Annotated in this window: 17 protein-coding genes; 10 read left to right on the top strand and 7 right to left on the bottom strand. The window is 44.7% G+C overall.

Annotated features, from left to right (window positions below; all coding sequences use genetic code 11):
• Window positions 1-10 precede the first annotated feature (10 nt).
• From CLV59_RS25480 to CLV59_RS25465, 4 genes are all read left to right on the top strand, one after another.
• A complete protein-coding gene (locus CLV59_RS25480; RefSeq protein WP_111594932.1) occupies window positions 11-1,453 on the top strand; it encodes a hybrid sensor histidine kinase/response regulator in 1,443 nt (480 codons plus the stop codon).
• Window positions 1,454-1,658: 205 nt separating this feature from the next.
• Complete coding sequence (locus CLV59_RS25475; RefSeq protein WP_170137926.1) at window positions 1,659-8,564, top strand: cadherin domain-containing protein; 6,906 nt, start codon at window positions 1,659-1,661, stop codon at window positions 8,562-8,564.
• A 13-nt stretch (window positions 8,565-8,577) separates the two neighbouring features.
• The gene (locus tag CLV59_RS25470) at window positions 8,578-9,501 is read left to right on the top strand and encodes a PorP/SprF family type IX secretion system membrane protein (protein WP_111594930.1); all 924 of its coding nucleotides are present in this window, start codon (window positions 8,578-8,580) and stop codon (window positions 9,499-9,501) included.
• 234 nt (window positions 9,502-9,735) lie between these two features.
• Window positions 9,736-9,966, top strand: coding sequence for a helix-turn-helix domain-containing protein (locus CLV59_RS25465; RefSeq protein ID WP_111594929.1), 231 nt, complete (start codon window positions 9,736-9,738; stop codon window positions 9,964-9,966).
• 81 nt (window positions 9,967-10,047) lie between these two features.
• Here the strand turns inward: CLV59_RS25465 and CLV59_RS25460 are convergent, their stop codons facing one another.
• Window positions 10,048-10,281, bottom strand: a complete 234-nt coding sequence (locus tag CLV59_RS25460; RefSeq protein WP_146616317.1) for a hypothetical protein — start codon at window positions 10,279-10,281, stop codon at window positions 10,048-10,050.
• Between the two features lie 98 nt (window positions 10,282-10,379).
• Between CLV59_RS25460 and CLV59_RS25455 the strand changes: the two genes are divergently transcribed.
• Window positions 10,380-10,751 carry a helix-turn-helix domain-containing protein gene (locus CLV59_RS25455; protein WP_111594927.1) on the top strand — a complete coding sequence of 124 codons (372 nt, stop codon included), beginning with the start codon at window positions 10,380-10,382 and terminating at the stop codon, window positions 10,749-10,751.
• A 155-nt stretch (window positions 10,752-10,906) separates the two neighbouring features.
• On the opposite strand, the gene CLV59_RS25450 is transcribed toward CLV59_RS25455, so the two are convergent.
• A complete protein-coding gene (locus CLV59_RS25450; protein ID WP_245950954.1) occupies window positions 10,907-11,740 on the bottom strand; it encodes a CvfB family protein in 834 nt (277 codons plus the stop codon).
• Window positions 11,741-11,879: 139 nt separating this feature from the next.
• Here CLV59_RS25450 and CLV59_RS25445 point away from each other — a divergent pair, with 139 nt between their 5' ends.
• Window positions 11,880-12,716 carry a sulfite exporter TauE/SafE family protein gene (locus tag CLV59_RS25445; RefSeq protein WP_111594926.1) on the top strand — a complete coding sequence of 279 codons (837 nt, stop codon included), beginning with the start codon at window positions 11,880-11,882 and terminating at the stop codon, window positions 12,714-12,716.
• Between the two features lie 5 nt (window positions 12,717-12,721).
• Window positions 12,722-13,120 (top strand): DUF1634 domain-containing protein, encoded by a 399-nt coding sequence (locus tag CLV59_RS25440; protein WP_111594925.1) that lies wholly within the window; start codon window positions 12,722-12,724, stop codon window positions 13,118-13,120.
• A 62-nt stretch (window positions 13,121-13,182) separates the two neighbouring features.
• Here CLV59_RS25440 and CLV59_RS25435 read toward each other — a convergent pair whose 3' ends face one another.
• The 5 genes from CLV59_RS25435 to CLV59_RS25415 form a co-directional block, all read right to left on the bottom strand.
• Window positions 13,183-14,898 carry a RagB/SusD family nutrient uptake outer membrane protein gene (locus tag CLV59_RS25435; protein ID WP_111594924.1) on the bottom strand — a complete coding sequence of 572 codons (1,716 nt, stop codon included), beginning with the start codon at window positions 14,896-14,898 and terminating at the stop codon, window positions 13,183-13,185.
• A 17-nt stretch (window positions 14,899-14,915) separates the two neighbouring features.
• Complete coding sequence (locus CLV59_RS25430) at window positions 14,916-18,014, bottom strand: SusC/RagA family TonB-linked outer membrane protein (protein ID WP_111594923.1); 3,099 nt, start codon at window positions 18,012-18,014, stop codon at window positions 14,916-14,918.
• A 125-nt stretch (window positions 18,015-18,139) separates the two neighbouring features.
• Window positions 18,140-19,672 (bottom strand): glycoside hydrolase family 28 protein, encoded by a 1,533-nt coding sequence (locus CLV59_RS25425; RefSeq protein ID WP_111594922.1) that lies wholly within the window; start codon window positions 19,670-19,672, stop codon window positions 18,140-18,142.
• Window positions 19,673-19,737: 65 nt separating this feature from the next.
• Window positions 19,738-21,144 (bottom strand): alpha-L-fucosidase, encoded by a 1,407-nt coding sequence (locus CLV59_RS25420; RefSeq protein WP_245950953.1) that lies wholly within the window; start codon window positions 21,142-21,144, stop codon window positions 19,738-19,740.
• 259 nt (window positions 21,145-21,403) lie between these two features.
• Window positions 21,404-22,918, bottom strand: a complete 1,515-nt coding sequence (locus CLV59_RS25415; protein ID WP_111594921.1) for a malate:quinone oxidoreductase — start codon at window positions 22,916-22,918, stop codon at window positions 21,404-21,406.
• Window positions 22,919-23,247: 329 nt separating this feature from the next.
• On the opposite strand from CLV59_RS25415, the gene CLV59_RS25410 reads away from it, so the two are divergent.
• The 3 genes from CLV59_RS25410 (at window position 23,248) to CLV59_RS25400 (ending at window position 25,981) form a co-directional block, all read left to right on the top strand.
• Window positions 23,248-24,081, top strand: coding sequence for a metallophosphoesterase family protein (locus tag CLV59_RS25410; RefSeq protein WP_111594920.1), 834 nt, complete (start codon window positions 23,248-23,250; stop codon window positions 24,079-24,081).
• A 68-nt stretch (window positions 24,082-24,149) separates the two neighbouring features.
• A complete protein-coding gene (locus CLV59_RS25405) occupies window positions 24,150-24,791 on the top strand; it encodes an SMI1/KNR4 family protein (RefSeq protein ID WP_111594919.1) in 642 nt (213 codons plus the stop codon).
• Between the two features lie 182 nt (window positions 24,792-24,973).
• Complete coding sequence (locus CLV59_RS25400; RefSeq protein WP_111594918.1) at window positions 24,974-25,981, top strand: alpha/beta hydrolase; 1,008 nt, start codon at window positions 24,974-24,976, stop codon at window positions 25,979-25,981.
• Window positions 25,982-26,006 lie beyond the last annotated feature (25 nt).

The raw sequence follows: 26,006 nt of genomic DNA, 5'->3' as shown, positions 1-26,006 counted from the left end.
ATCTTTTATTATGCCCAACAGCACTAAGAAACGTATTCTGATGATTGATGATGACGAGGACGATTATTTCCTCGTAAATGCCCTGTTGCAGGACATTTCGCCTGATCAGTATTTACTGGAGTGGGCGTCTTCTTACCAGAAGGGCATAGATGCTATTGCCCGTCAGCAGCATGATTTATACCTGGTGGATTATCGTTTAGGAAGTCATACGGGAATAGATATACTGAAATATTTCCACAAGTTAGGCTATGAAGTGCCGGTGATACTGTTTACAGGAAAAGGGGATTACCAGATTGATACCGAAGCGATGGCGGCTGGCGCATCGGAATATCTTGTAAAGAGTGAGATTACTGCCACACTACTGGAAAGGGCCATCCGATATACATTGGATAAGTATGCGCATCTGAATGAGATTGCGAAAAGTGAAAAGCGTTATTTCAGCATATTCGAAAAATCAAATGATTTAATCTTGCTGGTAGATCAACATCAGCGAATTGTAGCTGCAAATCCAGCAGCCATAAGGTTGTTTGGTTATGAAGAAAAGGTATTATACAGTTTTCATTTAAGCAGGTTATTTGCTGTTACGGAAGACGCAATGGCCTTCGCCAGCAGAGATCTCTCGCAGCATGGGATTATACAGCAGGAGTACTTGCTGCGTAATCGTACCGGCCAGCAACTGGATGTGATGATGAGCGTTTCCATGTTGGATGAAAAGAATGAGCAGTATCTATGTATTATCCAGGATATCACTGCCCGGAAACAGAAAGCCCGCGAAAAGCAGCAACAAGAGAAATTCGCCATTACCGGCCGTATTGCGCGGGTGGTAGCACATGAAGTAAGGAATCCGCTGACCAATATTTTGCTCGCTACCTCTCAGTTAAAGATGGAACCCCAGGCCGAAACAGAGGAAGCCCAGCTATATCTGGACATTATGGAAAGAAACTGCAAGCGTATTAATCAGTTAGTGAGCGCCTTGCTGGAATCCACTAAAATGGTGGAGTTAATAATGAAACCCACCTTACTCAATAGTATACTGGATAAAGCTTTACATCTGGCTGCAGACAGACTGCAGTTGAGTAATGTAGATGTGGTAAAAGAGTTGACAGATAAGCCATTGGAAGTACTTGCCGATGAAGAGAAACTGGTAATAGCATTTTTGAATATCATTATAAATGGAATAGAAGCAATGCCCCCTGGAGAAGGCGTATTGGAAATCAGTTCTACAGTAGATAACAATATGGTCGTTGTTCGTATAAGCGATAACGGTAGTGGTATCCCTGAAGAAAACCTCAATAAACTATTCGAGCCCTTTTTTACGAGTAAGACAAAGGGCACAGGATTAGGCTTAACGGCCACTCAAAATATCATATTGAATCACAAGGGATTAATCAGCGTAAAAAGTAAATTAGGAAAAGGAACCAGCTTCTTTATAACCCTACCTTTCCTGACCTGATCTGAAAAAAAAATATAAATTGCCGAAATTTGAACTATCTTTCCGGCCGATTTATACCTACTTCGTTTTAGCCACCCTAAAGAAAAGCTCCGCGTTACTCATGCTTGCAGCATTTGAGGTTCGCTTATCAGATCAAAATCAATTTTAAGTACCAACCAATTGCATGCAGGTCATGCCTGTGTCCATATTGGCTATTCATCCGACTATGCACCAACTTTACGTACATTGTCTGAGAAAGAGATCTATCTTTTCTCTAGTGTTGCTCCTGTTATCGCTTGTTACTGTAGTTAACAGTGCCATAGCTGCACGTAGAACGATTCCTGCTATTACGCAGGTGCAGGGCCCCAGCAGCGGAAATTATAAGAAAGGAGACAAACTCCGGTTCGCTGTCACATTTAATACCTCAGTAAAAATTACTGGTATTACTAAAATCCCCATTACATTAGCCAATGGCGCCCATGATGCGGTGATTGAAGCTGGGCAACCAAATAGCCCCATACAATATTTCAGTTACGTGGTGGGCCCAGGTGATGATATGAGTGGAACTGTTTCCTGGAGTAATTATATACAAGTAATGTCCGGACTCATCAAAGATGTGAATTCCACTGATTATCTGGATATCGGTAAGTATTATTTCCCGGCAGGACCAACACAGGTAACTGGCGTCATCATTGATGGTACGCCGCCAACAGTAAGTACTTTTACTACTAATGGTGCTTCAAATAGACCAAATACTAATGCCAGCTTAACTTTCAATATCGTCTTCAGCGAACCGGTTACCAATGTAACCAATAACGGTTGGGTAGCCACTGGTAGTAATGCTGTTACTACAGGCGGTTTGACTATTGCAATGAATAGCGATAAGAAGACAGGACTTGCCACATTCACCAATGTTGTCAATACAGATCCTGCTGCTATTTCTACTTTTGGCCTGGCATTAAAAGCGGCACTATGCGGAATTACTGACCTGGCGGGCAATCCGCTTGAAGCTGATGGCTCCAGTAACGTTTATTACCTGGATAAAGCGCCGCAACAACCTCCTGTGCCAACCATTACTCTGGTTGCCGGCAAGACGAACGTTAATGGCCCTTTTGACATTAGTATCTCCTTCGATAAAAGTGTTTCCGGAGCATTTGATCCTACTAAATTATCACTTTCTAACGCCTCGGCTACCTTTACTGGTACAGCTGTTGGCGGTCCCTATACCTATACTATCACTCCCAATGCAACGCCAGCTGCAGGTACCATCACCCTGCAGCTACAGGCGAATGCCATTAACGGCACAACAGGAGTGCCAAGTAATGCTTCCAATCCGGTAACAGTGAACTATGATTTACAAAGGCCTACTGTTACTATTACCCCCAATGTGGATAAAGCAGCAAATCTTTTTAAGCCAGTACTGACCTTTAATAAACCGGTAACAGGATTGACGGTGGGCGGATTAAGCGGAACGAATGGTACGCCCACATTGGTAGAAATCTCTCCCTTCGATCATACAACCTACCAGGTGAGTTTTACGCCAACGGCACTAGAAACAGATATCACTTTTGGCGTACTTGATAATGCTGCTTATGATAACTTCGGCAATGGAAATATCGCTAATTCCATTACTTATCATTATGATGTAAAACCTCCGGTGGTAGTTACCGTATCGGCACTGACTATCAGTCCTACCAACGCGAGTACTGGCGCATTTCAGATCACTTTCAGCGAAAATGTACAAACCCCGGTTACTTCAGATTTTGCAGCGGTTATGTCCACCGGACTAACTGGCGCCACAGTAACTGCAGTTACGCAGATTAGTCCTACTACTTATAAAGTGGAGTTTGGAAGTATTACCGGCGATGGTAATCTGCAGTTGCAGATACCTGCGGGTAATAATATACAGGATATGAGCGGTAATCTGCTGGTAGGGCCTGTTACAGGAAGTGCTGTCATTACATATGACCATACAGCGCCTATTCTCACATTACCTACGGCTACTACTTATAATGCCACTTTTACTTTCGTTTATACCTTCAATGAACCTGTAACCCTTGTTAATCCAAGTTTAATTACCTGGAATAATGCCACTGCTTCCGCATTTACACAGGTAGATGCCACACACTATCAGCAAACTGTTACTCCTTCATCTATTGGTAGTTTCTCTGTAAATGTACTGGCCAACTCATTTAATGATCTTGCAGGAAATCCATTAGCACAAGCATATTCGTTTACGGGTAACTACGATAATACCATCCCCACTGTAACGCTGGCGGGCCCACCTTCTTATAACAGCCCGTTTGATATTACTGCAACGCTTTCAACAGCAATGACTCCGGTCCTGACGGCAGCTGATTTCGTAATTTCCAACGGAACGATCAATAATATTAATCAATCATCCACACTACAATATACATTCCAGGTATCGCCTTCCGGACCAGGTCCCATTTCCCTGTACTTAAAGGCAGGCGTACTGACCAATGCTTTTAATGTATCCAATGCACAATCCAATACGCTCAACTGGACTTTCGATCCACTACCTTTCGATATTACATTAACAGCCCCAGCAACTGCAGTCAATACTTTCGATGTAACGGTGAATCTTTCCAAACCAGTATCACAGTTAACCGCCGGTAACCTGAATATTTCGAACGGTAGTATTACCAATATTATTAAAGTTTCTGATCAACAATATACTGTTACTGTAAGTGTTGCCGCTACTGGTCCTGTTACGATAACTGTTCCGGCTAATCAGTTTACTGACGGTGTGGGAAGACCTAATACGCAAGGCGGTCCGGCAATTGTCAATGGAGTACTGAATCATGCGCCTACTGATATTACATTAGACAATAGTACTATAGCGGAAAATAAACCAACTGGTACGGTAATAGGCAATCTTACAACCACAGACATAGACGCGGGAAATAATTTTACCTATACTTTAAGTGGTCCTGATGCGGCGAACTTCATCATCGTGGGAAATCAACTCCTTTCCAACGTGATATTTGATTATGAAACGAAATCCACTTACCAGGTTACCATTAAGTCAACAGATGATTATGGCGCTTCCTATACCAAGAGCTTTACGATCACTATTCTGGATGTAAACGAAGCACCTACAGACCTGAACATTTCTAATGATGCGGTAGTAGAAACGGCTCCTCTGGGGACTGTAGTAGGCACCCTGACATCAGTAGATCCGGATCGTAATGATACGCATACCTGGAGCCTGCCTACCGGCGCCGATAATGCAGCATTTGATATTGTAGGAGATCAATTGAAGACAAATGCACTGTTTGATTACAGTGTGAAAAATACTTATATCATTCATGTAAGGGTAACAGATGCCGGCGGACTTTCCTTTGAAAAAAATCTGACGATCAACATCATAAAAGCTACCCAGGCGCCTACAGATATCCTGTTATCGAATAATACGGTGAAAGAGAATCTGGCGCAGAATACACTCGTTGGAACATTATCAACAGTAGCCCTGAACAGTGCAGCGCCATTTACCTATACCATCCTGCCAGGAGCGGATGCGGCTAATTTCAGCATCAACGGAAATGAACTGAATACGGCAGTGGTATTTGATTATGAAACTAAATCCAGTTATCAGATTACCATTAAGGTGACCGATGCAAACAATAACACTTTGCAGAAGGATTTCACCATTCAAATACTCGATGCCAACGATGCGCCAACAGATATCACGCTCAGTAGTACTTCCGTGAACGACAGAAGTGCCGCTGGTACAGAAGTGGCCACTATCGCGGCAGTGGATCAGGATATTAATGATACCCATACTTTCACTTTTGCTGGCGGTGCGGATGATAATAAATTCATTATCACTAATAATAAACTGATCCTGAATGTTGCAGCCAGCTACGCTACACAGCCTTCTTATACAGTTAGCCTGAAAGCTACTGATGCAGGTGGTTTATCTGTAACCAAGACTTTCACTATTACTATTAATAAAGTAGCGCCGGTAGATATTACCCTCACTGGAAATACAGTTCCGGAAAACTCGGCTGTGAATACTATTGTGGGCACACTGTCTGCCGATGTGAGCGATCCTGCAGGACCGAATACTTATTCCATCCTGCCAGGCGCGGATGCCGCTAATTTTGTAATTACTGGCGACAAGTTGCAAACCAATACTGTATTTGACTATGAGACGAAGAATAGTTATACCATAACAATCCGTGTAACAGATAATGGAGGTTTGACTTTTGATAAAGTGTTCACCATTCAGGTGACAAATGTGAATGAAGCGCCAACAAATATTTCCCTCAGTAATAACGCTGTGGATGAAGGGCTACCAGTGAATACGCTTGTTGGTACTCTCTCCGCCACAGATCCTGATGCCAACGATACCTTTACCTATTCTTTCGATGGAGGTGCAGATGATGCCGCATTTACTATTACAGGCAATCAGCTGAAAACTGCCGCTGTATTTAACTACGCAACGAAGAATACTTATAATATCAAGATTAAAGTAACCGATGCGGGTGGATTGAGCTTCACGAAAGATTTCGTGATTACGGTGAATAAAGTAAACCATGCGCCTACAGATATCGCATTGGATAATAGCGCAGTTCCTGAAGAATCCATTGTAGGTACTACAGTGGGCAATCTCTCTGCAACAGACCCTGATGCCAACGATACTTTCACTTATTCTTTCGGCGGAGGTACAGATGATGCACAGTTTACGATTTCAGGAACTCAGCTGAAAACCGCTGCTGTATTTAACTACAACACGAAGAATACCTATAATATCAAGATTAAAGTAACCGATGCGGGCGGTTTGAGCTTTACCAAAGATTTCGTGATTACAGTAACGAAAGTAAATCATGCGCCTACAGACGTTATCCTGGATAATACCTCGGTGCCTGAAGGATCAATCGTAGGTACTACAGTGGGCAATCTCTCTGCTACAGATCCTGATACCGGAGATACTTTCACTTATTCTTTCGGCGGAGGTACAGATGATGCACAGTTTACCATCTCAGGTACTCAGTTGAAAACCGCTGCTGTTTTTAACTACGCAACGAAGAATACTTATAATATCAAGATTAAAGTAACCGATGCGGGCGGCCTGAGCGTCACGAAAGATTTCGTGATAACAGTAACGAAAGTGAACCATGCGCCTACAGATGTTATCCTGGATAATACCTCGGTACCTGAAGGATCTATTGTAGGTACTACAGTTGGCAATCTCTCTGCCACAGACCCGGATGCCGGCGATACCTTCACTTACTCTTTCGGAGGCGGTACAGATGATGCGCAGTTTACCATTTCAGGTACTCAGCTGAAAACCGCTGCTGTATTTAACTACAACGCGAAGAATACTTATAATATCAAGATTAAAGTAACTGATGCGGGCGGACTGAGCTTCACGAAAGATTTCGTGATAACAGTGACGAAAGTGAACCATGCGCCAACAGATATCAGTCTGAGTAATACTGCTGTGCCTGAAGGTTCCATTGTAGGTACTACAGTTGGCAATCTCACCGCCACTGATCCTGATACCGGCGATACCTTCACTTATTCTTTCGGTGGAGGCACAGATGACGCCCAGTTTACCATTTCAGGCAATCAGCTGAAAACCGCTGCTGTGTTTAATTACAGTGCGAAGAATACATATAATATTAAGATTAAAGTAACCGATGCAGGCGGCCTGAGCTTCACAAAAGATTTCGTGATTACGGTGACGAAAGTGAACCATGCCCCTACAGATATTAGTCTGGATAAAAACACGGTTCCTGAAGGATCTATAGTAGGCACTACAGTCGGTAATCTCACCGCCACTGATCCGGATGCTGGCGAAACCTTCACCTATTCTTTTGGTGGCGGTACAGATGACGCGCAGTTTACCATTGTGGGTAATCAATTGAAAACAGCTGCCGTATTCAATTACGTGACGAAGAATACTTACAGTATTAAGATTAAAGTGACCGATGCGGGTGGACTTTCTTTCACCAAAGATTTCACCATCAATGTTACCAGTACTAATCAGGCGCCTACGGATATTACCCTGGATAAGAACACGATCCTGGATAAGGCGGCGGTAGGAACCCTGATCGGTAGCTTCACCGGAACAGATCCTGATGCGGGTGAAACCTTTACCTGGGCATTCGCCGGCGGTCCGGATGATGCACAGTTTAAACTGACCGGCAATCAATTGTTCTCTAATGCCGCTATTAATTACTTGCAGAAGAGCAGTTACAAAATTCGTATACGCGTTACCGATCATGGAGGCCTGACATTCGAAAAGGATTTCACCATCAATGTGCTGTTTATTAACCAGCCGCCAACAATCGATCAGGTAACTAACCAGGTAGTTTGTGATGGTCATCAGGCGCAGGAAATCAAGCTGACAGGCTTGAGTGCCGGACCAGAGCCGAATCAGAATATCAGCATTATTGCTACCAGTAGTAATGATTTCTTCGAAAGCCTGACTACCCGCGATAATAAAGATGGAACTGGCGCTATCCGATACACTTTGAAACAAAATATCAGCGGCACTACTACGATTACAGTGCTGGTGCGGGATGATGGCGGTACGGCTAATGGCGGTGTGGACCAGAAAACGATCACCTTCCAGTTGCTGGTAAATGAACTGCCAGATGTGAAGATTGTGAGCGATAAACCCAATCCTGTTCCAGCAGGAAGTATTGTGCATCTGACAGCCAGTGGCGGCGTAAGTTATCAGTGGGGTGAAGCGCCTGGTATCGTGGATGGCAAAAACACGCCAACACTGACGCTTAAACCAGAAGCTTCCAATACATATCTGGTGACGGTTACTAACAGTAACGGCTGTACGGTAACTACAGATTTCAAACTGGAAGTATCCGGCGAAGTACAAGTAGAGGCTACCAACCTGATCACACCTAACGGCGACGGTATCAATGATCGCTGGATGGTGAAAAATATCTCAAGGTATCCAAATAATGAAGTGAGAATATTTGACAGAGCAGGAAGAATGGTCTATAACCGCAGAGGCTATGCCAATGAATGGGATGGTAAACTGAACGGACATCAGCTGGCGGAAGGTACTTATTACTACATCCTCGAGCTGGGTAACGGACAGGTAGTGAAAGGCTTTATCACTTTAATTCTTCAACAGTAAACCTATTTAACCGATGCGGAATATTCAATTCATCCGATTTGTGGTCATCAGTATAGTATTTACTGTATGCCAACTGTACAATGCTTATGGACAGGATTGGTCTAAGGGAACAGCGCCACTGCAACCTTTGGCTAGTCAATATTTTCAAAATCAATACCTGGCCAATCCGGCTTTTGCCGGTATTGATACCGGATTACATATCAACTTATCCTACCGCGGACAATGGAGCGATGTGCCTGGATCTCCGGTAACCAAGGCCGGAACGGCAGATTATTATGTAGGCAACAGAGTAGGAGCCGGCCTGAATGTATTCAATGATAAAGCCGGGTTGATCAACCGGACAAAGGTGGCCCTTACTTATGCCTATCATCTTCCATTGAATGCTTCCGGAAAAGATATGCTGCATTTTGGTTTGTCGCTGGGCATTAATGCAGAACGTTTGGATAAATCGGCCATCATTGGGGAGACGAATGACCCTACTATCGGAGGGTTCAACCGTAGAGACAATTATTTCGAGGTAGACTACGGTATGGCATATACGAATCATAACCTGACGTTACAAGCTGCTGTTCCTAATATCATGAATTACTTACGTAAGGATGAGAATAAGACAGTAGACATGACTACGGTATATGCGGCGGCTTCTTATAAGATTGAATTAAGTGACGCAGTGCCATATATAGAGCCTAAGGTATGTTTCAGAGGAGTTCGGGGCTATGATAACCTGGTGGATATCGGAGCGAATGTCGTCTTCCTTCAAAAATACCTGAATGTTTTTGGTATGTATCATACGAGCAAGAATTTTACGGTAGGGGCTGGTTTAAATTACAAGTCGATTGCCGGTTTCCAGGTTATGTATACCACTCAGACAGCAGGATTGAAGAATTACACCAGTGGTGCCCTGGAAATAGGCCTGGTGGTACATCTGTTCAGATAATCAGTCAAGATATATCTATTTAGAAAACCCAGGGTAAGCAGTCGCCACCGTGCGACTGCTTTTTTATTGGTATCTTTGTACTCAATTTTGTAACCCATTGAAAAAAGTGTTAATCTTTTTTGCATTCTGATTCCCCTTCGATCTTACTGAACTAAAGCTACTTACATATCTAGCACCTAATTACTAGTACTGCTTTACTCGTGTCGCCGTGCGCGCACTGGGTATATTTCAGGCATGGCGGAGAGAAATGAAAATATAGCGAAACAGTTCGGAGCCAACCTTAAAAAGATAAGGAAGGAAAAGAATCTGACTCAGGTAGACGTTGCTTTTGAAGCAGACCTGGAGCCAAGCTATATGACGCGCCTGGAAAATGGGCGTAGCGAGCCTAGCTTAAGTACAGTACTCATTCTGGCAAAAGCGTTAGATGTTGAAGTAAATGTGCTGTTAGAGGGAATTGAATTATAGTTTCGGTGTTAACTATAGGGTTGATAATCAATTTTCTATACTGATTCATCAGAGGGTTATTTTGATCCGGGATAGATGATATCATGATTTTTCATAACAGGTTACGTAATAAGAAAAAGGTCGGGTCCCTTGTTGTTCGTTAATCCGCCTCACCTCGCCATCTACCACTAGTTGCTCCGTAAAACCTGCCTTCGGAAAATACTCGGCATCAATGGTCAGTGTTATAGTGATCATAGAAACTGCATTTTGCTCCAATTCCTTTAATTCAGATAAGAATTTTGAAATAATGACATTTAATTTTTCGTCGTTTTTCATACCTTTTTCCGTGAATATAAGCATTTTATGAAGATAGTACAATTGTGCTAGTATTATAGTATTAATAGCTTAATACTAGTGCGATGTAATTTACCTGCATGATAAATCACGAAGAAAGACTCTATCATTTTCTCTGTAATTTGGATAAAAAAATGCGGGAACAAAACCTGCTTCAAAAGCATGTCGCTTTTGAAGCAGAGGTTGCAGATGCTTATATTAATAAAATTCTGTATGCTATCCGTAAGCCAGGGTTTGACTTAATTTGGTCTATCGCAGACGCACTGAAAATAAAACCAGGCGAACTAATGGACCCTGTTCCCTCCCCTGAAGAGTTACTCGACTTCAAGCAGGCGCTGACGGATAAGAAACTTGGAAGTAAGGAAAGAAGAAATAAGAAAATAGACGCTGGAGAACAACATCAGCGCAATACCTCCCAGTCCCAGCCGGAAGAAGGTTTTAATATCAACTAATGAGTTTGATCCCGCAATAAATGCGCTCAACGCAATGAGAATGCCGAGGGCTGCGGCAATGATTGCTAGTTTTTTCATAAAGTGATGGTTAGGATAGTAATAATTTAAAGATAACACTATTGTGTTATGAATGCAAACTCATGCGCTAATTTTTTTTATTCTTCTACTGCTTTAATCCCTGTTTGTGTGAATATTATCTTCTTTTGTTTATACAGATTACCGGTAGTCATCTTGAAAGTCTTCTTGCTCATGCCGAAAAATTCCTGGATTTCTTCGGGTGTGGACTTGTCATGGTAAGGCAGATAACCGTTATTTTCCTGTAAGAGGCGCATTATCTTCTCTCCTTCATCTTCTACACGCTTGTAGCCTGGCTGACCGAGGGCCACATCTATCTTGTCGCCCTTCACCTGACGGACAAATCCTTTCAGTTTATCCCCAATATCCACCGTACGGAATATGTCGCTGAAATGCAGCATTCCCAGATGCTGATTGTTGACAATCACTACATATCCAATCTGTGTACGACGATAGATGATCAGATCCACCGGATCTTTTTCTTTCAGTTCGATCTGCTCATTGGAGAGGGTTCCTTCTATACGCTCTGTAGCAGCCACTCTTCCTGTCATCTCATCCAGATAGATTTTCACCAGGTATTCTTGTCCGGGTACCATTTTGGAAATCTGCTGGGATGCAGGCACAAAAATATCTTTCATCAGGCCCCAATCAAGGAATGCGCCCTGATTGGTGGTACTTACCGCCTTGAGGTTCACAATATCTCCCACGATGCCATAAGGCTTTTGGGTAGTAGCGATCAGGCGATTTTCAGAATCATGGTAAATAAACACTTTCAGCTCATCACCTACTTTGGTACCGGCAGGTACAAACCGCGTTGGTAGCAGGATTTCCTGATCTACACCTTCCAGATACACACCAAAATCTGCTTTCTTATTTACCCTCAGGAGGTTGAATTCACCTACTTTTATTATCATATTCCGTTAATTAACAGGCTGCAAGTTACTTATAGATTATCGGATTGCGAGAATCATATTCTACTTACTTTTGTAACAATCGGATTAAAATCCGGTTTTATTATACCTGTAATACCGTAGAACCAACCAAACCATTCTTATGACGATTTTATTATTCACGCTGATCCTGCTGGTGGGGGCTTTCCTTGCTGGCATGCTGGGATCGCTTACCGGCCTTGGGGGCGGTGTTGTCATTATTCCATTATTAACCCTGGGCTTCCATACTGATATCCGTTATGCTATCGGTACCGCTCTTATTGCCGCTATTGCTACATCTTCTGGTTCTGCTTCCGCTTATGTAAAGGAAGGTATCACCAACATCCGACTAGGAATGTTCCTGGAAATCGCCACCACTACGGGGGCCGTTATTGGTGCTTTGATTGCCGTGTATATGCCCACCAATGTTGTGGCTATTATTTTCGGCTGTGTGCTGATCTTCTCTGCCATCATGTCTTTCAGACCCAAAAAAGATCATAGCACAGACGACGATAAGAGTGAACTGGCCCGCAAACTGCGACTGAACAGCTCTTATCCTACGCCTGCCGGTCCGGTGAATTACACTGTCAGACATGTTCCCGGCGGTTATTTCATGATGATGTTTGCCGGCGTAATGAGCGGATTACTGGGTATTGGCAGTGGCGCATTGAAAGTATTGGCCATGGATAATATCATGCGCATTCCTTTTAAAGTGTCTACCACCACCAGCAATTTCATGATTGGCGTAACAGCTGCTGCCAGCGCCGTGGTTTATCTGCAAAGGGGATATATTTCTCCGGGTCTCTGTTTACCGGTGGTAATAGGCGTGCTGCTGGGGGCTTTCGGCGGCTCAAGACTGCTAGTGAAAGCAAATGTGAAAGGACTTCGTTTAGTCTTTAGCGTAGTCATCACATTCCTGGCCGTACAGATGATTTATAATGGTTACACCGGAAAACTGTAGTGAACATGAAGCGTTATTTATCTAAAAATTACTGGGCTGACAGAGATATTCAGCAACTTATTGGCAAGCAATTGCGTTTTGGTGTGATTCTCTCCAGTATCCTGGTATTGGTGGGCGGCATCATTTATTTGTATCGTCATGGGGCGGAAATGCCGTCCTATAGAGAGTTTACCGGGGTGAGAGCCGGATTGGACAGCTTCACCGGAATTATCCATGGCGTACGCGGCATTCATGGTATGGAAATCATCCAGTTGGGCGTTGTGTGTCTGATTGCCACACCTATTTTGCGGGTAGCATTTTCCGCAGTCGCTTTCCTCCTGGAGAAGGATTATTTGTATGTGATCCTGACCCTTGTGGTATTAGGCGTCATTATCTTTAGTATGACTGGCAATCTCGCAGGATAATAGTATTGTTTATTTTTAGGGAGACAGCCTTCACTCGCGAGTGAAGGCTGTCTCTTTATATACTATAACCAACCGGTATTCTGACCATATGCCGGTCCTGTAGACACAGCGTTGATCTGATCCTGCGGAATGGGTCGCAGTAAATTTTTCGGACTCTGAAAATTGGCCCTGCAATCAGGCGTATGCTGCTTGATACGTACTTCCAGTTGCCCTGTGCGCACAAGGTCCAGCCAGCGTACATTTTCACCTGCCAACTCTCTTGAACGCTCATCCAGGATGAAATTCAGGGTGAGATCGGCTGCGGTGATATCCATCAACGCTTTGTTGCCGCTAGGATAAGCCGCCCTTTCACGCACTGCATTCACATAAGGCACGGCATCGGTTATACGTCCGTCCATCATCAGGGCTTCTGCTGCAATCAGGTAGGTTTCTGCGAGCCGGTATGCAATCACCGGACGAATAGAAGGCGCGTTCATGTCGGAGCGCTTCGTGTCTACATACTTACTTAACGCAGGACCCATCCGGGGATTATATTGTGTTGAAGGAATCAACGTATAAGGAGCTGCTGCAATCTGCGCTGCGGTTCGTGGCCCCTGCGGCAGATAGATGGCCGTGTCTCCCAATTTAAATTTCGGCCCGCCTGCTACCGCTCCTGCAGGCGCCCCTGCAGGCAATGGATTCGGCCATTTCGGAATGCTGCTGGCATTGTTGCAATACCATACCGTTTGGAAAGTTTTGTAGTAACGGGTATCATTCACGCGCTCTTTGAAAATGGTATCAATCAGCCATAATGTAGGAATAGTACGGATGTACGGGCGACCATCTGCAATATCGCGTTGCATACCGTCTACTTTTTCATACTGTGGCACAAACAGATGCACCAGCATATTATCCGGCGTCCGGTTATCCTGATTAGGAGATCCGTTGTAAGCCAGACTGGACGTATGCTGTACCGCCCATAATACTTCGTTGCTGCCTTCATTTCCTTCGGCAAATACAGACGCGAAATCCGGTAACAAAGAAACCCCTGATGCGCCGGCATTATTGATCACATCCATGGCCATCGTATAGGCGTCGTGGTAGTCGGTACCTTGTTTGGCTTTGCCGCCTGCACGTGTAAGGAAAACCTTTGCCAGTACATGTTTGGCCGCTACTGCTGTAGCTCTTCCCGGATCAACGCCTTTAGTACGCGGACTCAAAGGCAGGTCCGCAATGGCATCTTTCAAATCCTGAATGATTGTATTATACACATCTGCCATTGGATCGCGTTTGGCGGAAGTAGAGGGTGTTGAATTGAATTTTGTATTCAACGTTACGTCGCCCCAAAGCTGCACCAGTACGAAGTAATAATTAGCGCGAAGGAATTTTGCTTCTGCTACCATTCTTTTCTTCAGATCGTCGCTGATGCCTGTTACATCCGGCGCAAACTGAATCACAGCATTACAAGTATTGATATAGGTATAACAGTTATTCCAGAGCGAATTGCCTTTGCCATCAGTAGCCTGGTAGGAAGGCGCTAAAAGAAACATATCAGAATTACCATCATTGCCACGCATGAACTCATCTGTAGCTGGAGTGGTGAGCGAAAAATAATCTTCGCAACCCCAGATAGTGCGCGTACCGGCATAAGAAGCAGTCAGTGCTGCATTCAATCCTTGGGTGGATTTATAAAAATCAGGTGTTAATACGCCGTGCGGTTGTTCTACTAACATCTTTTTGCATCCGCTGAAGAGCAATACTGTAGCGAGTATGCAAGTGAAGAGAAATATTTTCTTCATAACGATCTCTTTAAAAATTATAAAGTGAGGTTTACACCGAAAATCATGGACCAGGTACCAGGGGTATCAGCATTGATATTGCCGGCAGACTCAGGGTCTACGCCATGGTATTTGTTTCTGTACTCAGAAAACAGGATGAATGGGTCCTGCGCAGTAGCATATATGCGCAGCGATTTTGCTTTCAGTCGTTGTACAAATGACTGCGGCACATTGTAACCCAGACTGAGACTTCTTATTTTCAGGAAGCTACCATCGATGTAACCCAATGTGGAATTGTATTGTGTTTGTGTGGAAGAGTTATTCGGTTTTGGATAATAATTCTCTCCACTGCCAGGCGTCCAGTAGTGTACATTCAGGTTGTTATAGTTCCCCTGGAAAGTATTGGCATATCCGCCGCCATATAGTTTACTGTTGAGTAATCCTCCAATTCTTGCGAACACCACTACGGTAAAGTCCAGGCCCTTGTAACTGAAACGGTTGGTCATACCGCCTTCCCATTTGGGTTGTGCACTACCGATGATGGTTTTATCGGCGGCGCTGAAAGTGCTGTCTCCATTTACATCGCGAATACGAATATTCCCAATTACAGAAGTAGGACCTGTTACTTTTTGTTTGTAAGCCAGGGCAGTAGCGGAATCAAGTTTAGTATCCTGCCAGATGCCAATTCGTTGATAGTCGTAGTATACGCCAATTGGTTGGCCGACGAACCAACCGTTCGCAATATCTTGTTGGATACCGTTATACAACTGCGTGATTTTACCGCGATTGAGGAACCAGTTCAGATCTGTTGTCCAGTTGAAACCGTTGGCTGTCTTGGATTGTACGTTGACGGTTGCTACGTGTAACTCTACGCCACGATTCTCCGTTTTGCCCACATTTACGAGTACGTTTCCTGGTAAACCGTTGGTGCCAGGGAGTTTCTGCGGTAACAGCAGATTGCTTGTCTGTTGAATATAAGCGTCTACGCTACCGGTAATTCTGTTGTTGAGGAAGCCGAAATCGAGGCCCACATTGGAAGTGGTGGTATATTCCCATTGCAGGTTCATATTGGGAGCGGCATTCAGATAAGCGCCGGTGATATTGGTACTACCGAAGTTATAGTTGATAGCTGTAAGCGAACCCATTGTCTGGTAAGGATCTATGGCGGTATTTCCTGTACGTCCATAGCTCATACGCAGTTTCAGGTTGGAGACAGATGACGAATTCCTGGCCCAGGGTTCCTGGCTGATATTCCAGCTGACAGCCGCAGAAGGGAAACCTTTGAACTGGTTGCCTGGAGCGAGTCTGGAGCTACCATCGGAACGCATGGTGAGTGTAAGGAGATACCGGTCGTCGAAACTGTAGAAGAGTCGGCCCATATAGGAAATGATATCCCATTTCGGATCGGACCCGCTACCGGAAAGGTTTGATCCATATTGTGGATTAGCGAATTCCAGGTTGTCGTACAACAAGTTATTGTTGGTGTATTTCGTATTGCGTGTATTGGATTCTTGCACGCTATACAATCCTGTGAAATTAAAACGATGCTTGCGAATGGATTTATCGTAGTACAGCAGGTTTTCTACGGTGAAGCTGGTGTTCTGACTGTAGTTGGTTTCGCTGGTGTTTAATCCGCCTAAGTTGTTAGAGGTTTTGTTCGCGTAGAAGTTACCGTAATTATCATTTTTTACTTCTGCGCCTGCATTCAGTCTGTATTTGAGTCCTGGTATGATATTAACGTCCAGGTAAGCGGTAGTGAAAGTGCCGGTTCTTTTTCTTCTTTCCACGACTGCGCCGGGGAGGAAATTGGCTAACGGGTTCCATATCTGCGCAGCGCTACCGGCTACAAAATCATTCAGTACCGCTCCGGTGCTGTCGAATGCCGGCGCCATCGGGCTGGCGCGTAATACTTGTCCCATTGGGTTGGCATTTTCACCGATAGTAGTGGAGAAGTTATTGAGCGAACTCAAACCCACTTTGAACGTCTTATTGATTTGATGATCCACGCTGATTCTGGCGGTGAATCTTTCAAATGACTGACCGGGATATACGCCGGTTTCTTTGTAATAACCGCCGGACATGCTGTATTGCGTCCGTTCATTACCGCCTGAAATACCAATCTGGTGGTTGGTTTGCAGACCTGTACGATAAACGAGATCCTGCCAGTCGGTACTACGGCCTTTGGCAAGTCCATCTCTCTCGATGGCATCGAATCCATCCAGCATGATTTTAGGATCATCGGGACTGCTGTACTTTACATTGTCTGCATTGTAAAGCGCCCATTTTTTCAGGCCAGCATACTGTTGGGAATTCATCAGATCATATTTGCCGGAAGGTTTTACGAAGCCGGCGTAACCGCCATAGGTAATGGTGGTACCATTTGCGCTGCCATGTTTAGTGGTCACGATGATTACGCCGTTTGCGCCGCGTGAGCCGTAGATAGCAGTGGCAGACGCATCTTTAAGTACCTGTATGGAGCTCACATCGTCTGGGTTGATATCATTGATATCGCCGTTGAAAGGAATTCCGTCTACTACGAACAGTGGGGAGTTGGTGGCTTTAATGGAGCGGCTGCCACGTATCAGGATAGTGGGTTTAGCGCCGGGTTTACTGTTGCCTCCATTTTTTTGTATGTCGATACCAGCTCCCTGTCCTTTTAAGGCCTGGCTAAGATTGGCGGAGGGAACATCTTTCAGCGCTTGTGCATTGATAGAGGTGATAGATCCCGTGAGATCGGATCTTTTCTGTGTGCCATATCCTACTACCACCACTTCATTCAGTTCTCCTTTGTTGGCGTTGAGTTGAATATTCATGTGTGGCATATCGGTGGTGCCGATTTCTACTTCTTTGGTAAGAAATCCGGTGTAGGTAATGCGCAGAATGGAATTAGGAGGCACGGCGAGGGAGAAGGTACCATCAACAGCGGTGGCGGCTCCTTTGCTGGAGCCTTTTACCAGTACGTTTGCGCCGGGTAATGGTTCTCCATTTTGAGAAGTAACGCGGCCATGTATGTTTACACTTTGCTGTGCATATAACGTAGACGAGTACACGCAATTAATAAACAGTAACAAGAGGTATGCGAATTTTCGTATACCGGGTGGAATTTGTCTTTTCCTGATGTGGGAAAGTACTTTCATAACGTTTGTTTTTTTGGATGATAAAAGGGTGTAGATATCCGTGTCGGCAACATGGTTGGAATGTTGCCGGCAATACGAAGCAGGGCCGCATTACTGCGACCTTTCAGGATTGTTGGTATGTTCTGTTATTGTTTCTTTACAGCGTTCGTGGGAACGTCGTTATCTACTACCACTGGCAGCTTACCGGGTACAACAATACCTTCGCTCTTGTTGCCACTCACCTGAAGGAAGGTGGAAGTGCTTGCGGGTGGAGTAATGTTTTTGAACTGAATGTTTTTTGAGTCAGCAATTTTTGCAACGGGTTCATTTCCTCCTGTGGAGGGGAGTTTCCATTTGCTGTAAGTAATATTTTCCAAGTCGTAACCTATGATGGCCGGTCTTTCGTCTGTTTTATCTGAAGTAAATACTACGTTATTGCATCTGATATTCTTGGCATGCCGGATATAGAGACCGTATGCGGGAATTTTCTTGCCGAACATCTTGATTTCCGGATAGTCGGCCGGTCTTTCTTCCAGTACGATTTTCGCGTCTTCAGCGGCGCCTTCTCCGGGAATATTGATTCGGATATTCTCCATGTAAACGCCATCGATATAATGATCCTGAATGCCACTGATCAGCATGCCTGTCCAGGTCCCTCTTTTCACACTTACGTTACGGATATGGATGTTATTGATAGTGCCGGGCTCTTGTTTTTGATCCCCTTCCCGGAAGGTTTTGAGTCGGGCGCCGAGCCGCATAATGATAGGCATATTCACCGTATCCATTTCTACGTTGGAGATGCTGATATTCTTGATATGGGAGCCATCTACAGAGAAGATTTTAATGCCTCCTTCTCTGGCGAAATTGACTTTTATATTGTTAACGGAGATATCTTCAAAGTTGCCGGCAGATTCGGTACCGAATTTTATCGCGCCTTCGCCGGTGTTGATGCGTATATTCGATACCGTTACATTCCTGCATGGGAATGGACTGGTGGTTTTAAAGCAGATGGCGTCGTCGCCACTGTTGATATCGCAATCGCGGATGTTCACGTTTTCGCAGCAGTCGATATCGATGCCGTCATTGTTGCCGAGTCCGCGGCTGTAGATACTGATTTTTTCTGTGAGGATATTTTTACAATGGAAAAAGTGCATGGTCCAGGCGGTGGGGCCGGTGAGATGAACTTCTTTCACAATAATATTATTACTGCGTACAAACCGGATGAGGAAAGGTCTTCTGCTATGACCGCCTGAGGCGTATACTAGTTTGCCCTGGCCGTTGATAGTGCCTTTTCCGGTGATGCCGGTATTATTTACATTGACGGCGCCGATGAGCGCATAGCCCATTTGCTGGCCAAGTCCATCTTTGAAACCGTCTACCACCTGATAATCGTTGATATCGGTGCTGCCGAGGAGGGTAGCGTCTTTGTCGAGGTTAAGCGTAACATTATTTTTCAGGAGGAGGGTGCCTGTGAGCCAGGTACCGGCAGGGAAATGTACGGTGCCGCCGCCGGAAGAGGAGCAGCTGTCGATTGCAGATTGAATGACAGTTGTATTCAGCGTTTTGCCGTCACCGTTAGCTCCAAACTTCTCTATTTCAAAAATGGCATTTTGTGCCAATGCATGATTCACAGCAAACAGGAACAGCAAAACAGCGCACAATAAAGATGGCTGTTTCATTTGACCAGTTGTTGATGGATGAAAAAATGGGTAACCGTTTACAGGTTACCCATTCTTATGGTTGATTAAAGCGTTGTTGTTTCTATTTTGATAACAGAAGCGATTTGGTCTGGCGCTTGTGCCGGAACAGTTACCACTATACCATCTGCATCAGCAGTCGTGTTCAGTTTAGCGTTGCCAGTGAGCATAGAGGCTTTGCTTACTTTGTTTTTCAGACCAGGAACGACCAGTTTACCATCTGTAGGCCAGTTGAAAACATGGAGGTAGTAAGTAGTTTTCTTACCTTCTGTTTTCTGAGTGCAGCGGCCCCATGAGAGGGTAGGCAGACTACTGCCGGAAGTGCCGTAGATAGCTTCTCCGTTCACTTTCATCCATTTGCCGATAGCAGCGAGGTCGTCGATGCTTTGTTGTGGGAAAGAGCCATCGCCGGTAGGACCTACGTTCAGCAGGTAGTTACCATTTTTAGAAGCGATATCGATGAGGTTTCTCACCATTGTTTCAGGTGATTTCCATTTATTATCCCAGCTTTTGTAGCCCCATGTACCGTTCATGGTCATGCATGTTTCCCAATCGCGGCCATCCAGTTCTTCTTTGGTAGGAATTTTCTGTTCAGGCGTTTTGTAATCTCCCGCGAAATTCGGGCGTTTCAGCCGATCGTTGGTAATAATATTAGGTTGCAGTTTGAGTACGTCCTGTAATTTCTGTGCGTATTCATCTGTCATATTAGTAGGCGTATCCCACCAGAGAACGGCAACGTCTCCATAATTGGTGAGCAGTTCTTTCACTTGTGGCACAGCAACGTTGTCGATGTATTCAGACATGGTAGCAGTGGTTTGAGCGGGGTCCCAGTGGCCGCTGTGTTCAGCGGTGTAAGCGTCGATTTTGGCGCTGTCTGGGTTAGGCCATCCTTCGGAGGCTACTTTGCGTGCGGCTGCGCCGCCTGGGTTGTTCCAGTCTTGTGCCTGAGAGTAGTAGAAGCCTAATTTGATACCGTATTTTTTACAGGCGGCGGCGAGTGGTTTCAGAACATCTTTACCATACGGTGTCGCATCTACGATATTGAATTTGCTGGCATTGGATTTGAACATGGCGAAGCCGTCGTGGTGCTTAGCGGTGATCACTATATATTTCATGCCCGCGTCTTTCGCCATTTTCACCCATGCATCCGCATCATATTTAACAGGATTGAATTGTTTGGCAAATTGTTGGTATTCCGCTACTGGAATTTTAGCGCGGTTCATGATCCATTCGCCGCCGCGTTGAACTTGCTGGCCTTTGTACCAACCGGCAGGAACTGCGTAATCGCCCCAGTGGATGAACATCCCGAATCTGGCTTCTCTCCACCATTTCATTCGTTGTTCGCGGGAAGCGTCTGCAGTGATGGCTGCAGCTGTTTTAGTCTTTGTTTGTGCAGGCAGACATTGTGAGATGGCCAGCAATGCCGTGAGGCAGCAGGTCAGTTTTTTCATCATGGAATCTGTTTTAAAGTTTTTATGCAATCGTTTGCATTACCTTTTCAAAAAATAAGCGCGAATGCGCTTTTTCATTGATTTTCAATACAGAATTAGTGTTGTTGGTACGCTTTACAATTGTTCTACTAAAATCTATAAAAAAAATGGAAACGCCTGATTTGATTTTGGCTTTTGCAGGTATTTTTTTCGCTAAAAAAATAAAACCGCTGCAGTGGTGAGCTGAGCGGTTTCAGGAGATAAATATTATGACAGGCCCTTATTAAGCAGTTTCCATTTGTTTCAGCTCCAGCACGTTGGTGGTCCAGCGGCGGAGTTTTGCAGTCATGTCCGGATTGTTGAGGAGAGACTGGCCATAGGAAGGGATCATTTGTTTCAGTTTTTGCTGCCAGGCTTCTGTTTCTACTTCTTCGCGGAAGCAGCGTTTCAGAAGATTGAGCATGATAGATACAGCGGTGGAAGCGCCAGGAGAAGCACCCAGCAGTGCAGCGATGGAACCATCGGCAGCGCTGACAACTTCGGTACCGAATTCGAGGATACCGCCATGTACAGGATCTTTTTTGATTACTTGTACGCGTTGGCCTGCGATTTCGAGTTCCCAGTCTTTCATGGTTGCATCAGGGAAATATTCGCGGAGGGCGTCCAGTCGATCTTCTGGTTTCTGACGTACCTGAGCGATCAGGTATTTGGTCAGTGGGATGTTATCGAGGCCGGCAGACACCATTGGGTGAATGTTATTGGCTTTGATAGACATGGGTAGATCGAAGATGGAGCCATTTTTCAGGAATTTGGTAGAGAAACCTGCGTAAGGTCCGAAGAGCAGGGCTTTCTGACCATCGATCATGCGGGTATCCAGGTGTGGCACAGACATAGGCGGAGCGCCCACGGAGGCTTTACCATATACTTTAGCCTGGTGTTTGGCAATGATTTCCGGGTTATTGCAACGAAGCCATTGGCCGCTTACAGGGAAACCGCCGAAGCCTTTACCTTCCGGAATTCCTGATTTTTCCAGCAGCGGGAGGGAACCGCCACCAGCGCCAATGAATACGAATTGAGCATGGAGTACGTTCTTTTCGCGGGTTTCACGGTTTTTCACTTTCACAGTCCAGCCGCCGTCATCTGATTTTCTCAGATCGCGTACATCATGGTTGAAGTGTAAAGACACACCATCCATCTGTTGCAGATGTTTGAACAGCTCGCGGGTTAAAGCCCCGAAGTTCACATCTGTACCCATTTCCATGTGAGTGGCTGCCACTTTCTGTTTAGGATCGCGGTTTTCCATTACCAACGGCATCCATTCCGCTAGCTGACCGTGATCTTCAGAATATTCCATGTTGTGGAAAAGGTGGCATTGTTGGAGAGCTTTGTAACGCTTTCGCAGGTAATCAACATTCTCTTCACCCCAAACAAAGCTCATATGAGGAATACTTTGTATAAATGACTGGGGATTGGAAATGATGTTATTTTCTACCAAATAAGCCCAGAATTGGCGGGAAACTTCAAACTGCTCAGCAATGTTCACAGCTTTCTTGATTTCCACAGACCCATCCTCTTTCTGCGGCGTGTAATTCAACTCGCAGAATGCAGAGTGACCCGTACCTGCGTTGTTCCATGCGTCGGAACTTTCAGCAGCAGCTACATCGAGTCTTTCATAAATGGCAATGGTAATTTCCGGTTGTAATTCCTTCAGGAGAATCCCAAGGGTGGCACTCATAATCCCAGCGCCAATTAAAACCACATCCGGACCTGTTTCAGACGTACTCTTGCTTCTAAACATAACCCCTATTTAATTCGAGGTGCAAAGTTACAATACAAACTATTAAGCAGGGTGAATTATCTGTCCGATTGGCATCAAATTAACAAACTAATTACAATTCTTTCTGAATAAATTGAAAGTTTAATATCAATCGTACAGAGTAATACGTTATATTAAAAAAAATTCTATGTGGAGTTTAAAATTCCTGAAACTTTTTTCTGGTAAACTTATCAAGTGTTTTTAGAGAGATTTTTGACCCTCGGGAGTAATCCCGTAAATCTTATTTTATATTTATGTTAACCCTGATCCCGACCTTTTTTATCCCATTTCAATAGATATAATTTTATGTTATGATGAACAGAAGAGATTTCCTCCAAGGCATTTCAGCAGCGGTAATAATTTCTGCCTGCGGAAAATTTGCCCAGGCAGCCAACCGCTCCCACTTCGATAGCGAAACCATTTTCCGCTTTGCCATTGGCTCTGATTGGCACTATGGCGAACCCAATACGCCCTATGAACAATACTTCCAGGATCTGAAACTGGCATTTGACAATGCCAGCAAAACTGCTCCCTGCGACTGTTTCATCCTCAACGGAGATGTTATCCACAATAACCCGGAACTGCTGCAACCAGCCTCCACACTCTTCAAAACCATTCATCCAAAGGTATTTGCCACCCGTGGGAATCACGACCGGGTAACCGCAGGCGCCTGGGAAAATGCATGGGGGCTCCCACTGCAACATGATCAGGTAATCAATAACCAGGTACTCCTCTTCGGCGATACCTCCGATATTGAAGGGAACTTCCTCCCGCCAGATATAGCCTGGTTTACTGAGAAGCTGGCCAAGTATCGCCGCGCTAAGAATATTTTCATCTTCCTACATATTACGCCTGTAAAATGGACCCAGTTTTCGGCAGATTCTCCCGATTTTGCCAAACTCATCCGTCAATATCCTAATGTGAAAGCCATCTTCAATGGGCATGATCACGATCAGGACAATGTGAAACTCCTCGATGATACGATTCCTTTTCTCTTTGATAGTCACATTGGCGGTAGCTGGGGGACTAAATATCGTGGCTTCCGTATCGTAGAAGTGAAGAAGGATAACAGCATGCTGACCTATATGCTAAACCCTACAGAGAAAATGAATGAGTATCGCCGTGCGGCGCTTGCTTCCAAATAATTTGGCGTTTTTTCTGCAAAGTGAGTAACTTGACGCCGTCTGAAAAACCGGTATTATCAAGACTTATTATGCGTCCCGAAGAAATTGAACAGTTGCACAACTTTAGATACCCTGCACTCTATAAACAGTTATATGCAGACGGTATGTTGAACTGGGGAGCCTTTGGCCCGGAATGGTATCAAAAGATATTTCCCACGCTAAAGGAGCACCCGCCTTTATTATTGTACGCCAACGACCTGGAATTGCTCAATACCAGCATGGTAGCAGATTATATGGAAGAAGGAATGCTCTTCGCTGATCCGATACATAAATTTGTACCTATTGCAACTTCCGGTGCAGGCGACTGGTTTGCCTTGTATTATAATCTCCAGGATGGAGAAGATGTACCAGTAGTATTGGTTTGGCATGATTCCAATGAAGCATGTATCCTCGCTAAAAACTTGCAGGACTTCATTTTCCTGCAAATGCTGGAAACAGTGACTGATATGGATACCAACTATCCAGGGTTGCTCGCCAGCGGCGATATGGCGGATAACTGCCGCAAATGGTTGCAATCACATGCACCTTATCTGACGGCGCGCCAGCAGGAAATAATACAATCTACTTTTGCTAAAGGAACATTGACCAGTGCTGAACTACGCGATATCCTCGAGGCAGAAATCAATTTCCAGTGGATGGATAGTAGCTTCCCTTATCAGGAAGAAATATAATTATTACTAGTGCAGGCCGTCTCTATAAATTAGAGACGGCCTTTTTAAAAGCTTTCCTCTATAGCCGACGCTCGTCTCCCCCATACATCTCTCTTCATATACCCCAACTGGTTATACGGCGCCTTTTTAGTATATTTAATACAGGATCAATCCTCTCCACTATACATTTCAATTACTTCTTTATGGAACAACAGTCTATCTGCCGAACAAGTAGAAATACGACTTCTTACAGGACTGCCGGCCCACAGGATGGGACTTTAATAATATTTATCCATGGCTGGCCTGAACTCTCTTTCATGTGGCATAAACAGATGGACTATTTTTCAAATAAAGGGTATTATGTTGTAGCGCCTGATATGAGAGGGTATGGGAATTCTTCTGTATATAATCGTTATGAAGATTACTGTATGGAGGAAATAGTGAAAGACATGCTGCAACTGTTGCAGTGTCTGAACCGACCCAATGCGATCTGGATAGGGCACGACTGGGGCGCTCCTGTTGTCTGGAGTATCGCAAGCCACCATCCGGAAGTTTGCCGCGCAATTGCCAACCTTTGTGTACCCTATTACCCAAATGGTTTTGCACCGGAAAACCTGATCCCACTTGTTAACAGAGATATTTACCCCCTGGATTCCTTTCCTGCCGGGCAATGGGATTATCAATTATATTATACATCCCATTTTGAGGAAGGGCAAAAAGCATTTGAAGCGGATATTTCCAGAACGTTCCGCGCCTTCATGCGTTCGGGAAATCCTGCGGGGGAAGGTAAACCCGGACCAACTGCCACATTGCAGCAATTGGGAGGCTGGTTCGGCGGCGCTGGAATTGCACCAGATGTTCCTGCTGATCCGGCAGTCCTTACTACGGAGGATTTACAGGAATACATTAACGCGTTTTCAAAAAATGGTTTCTTTGGTCCCAATGCCTGGTATATGAATGCCGAACGCAATATCAAATATGCTCAACAGTCGGTAAACGGAGGCGTTCTTTCATTGCCAGTCCTTTTTCTTCATGCTGCATATGATTGGATCTGTGATACATTACATTCGAAATTAGCAGATCCTATGCGGACTTTCTGCACAAATCTTCGGGAAGAAACTGTGTATAGTGGCCACTGGATGGTACAGGAGAAACCTGATGATGTCAATCGTTTTTTAGAGAACTGGATGCAACAGGAGCTGGGCTTGTGAAGTTGCGATAATTATTAAGGTATTT

The organism is Chitinophaga dinghuensis (assembly GCF_003259435.1).
GTDB lineage: Bacteria > Bacteroidota > Bacteroidia > Chitinophagales > Chitinophagaceae > Chitinophaga > Chitinophaga dinghuensis.
Note: the sequence above shows the minus strand (reverse complement) of the source record. Positions and strands in the feature narration are given on the sequence as shown.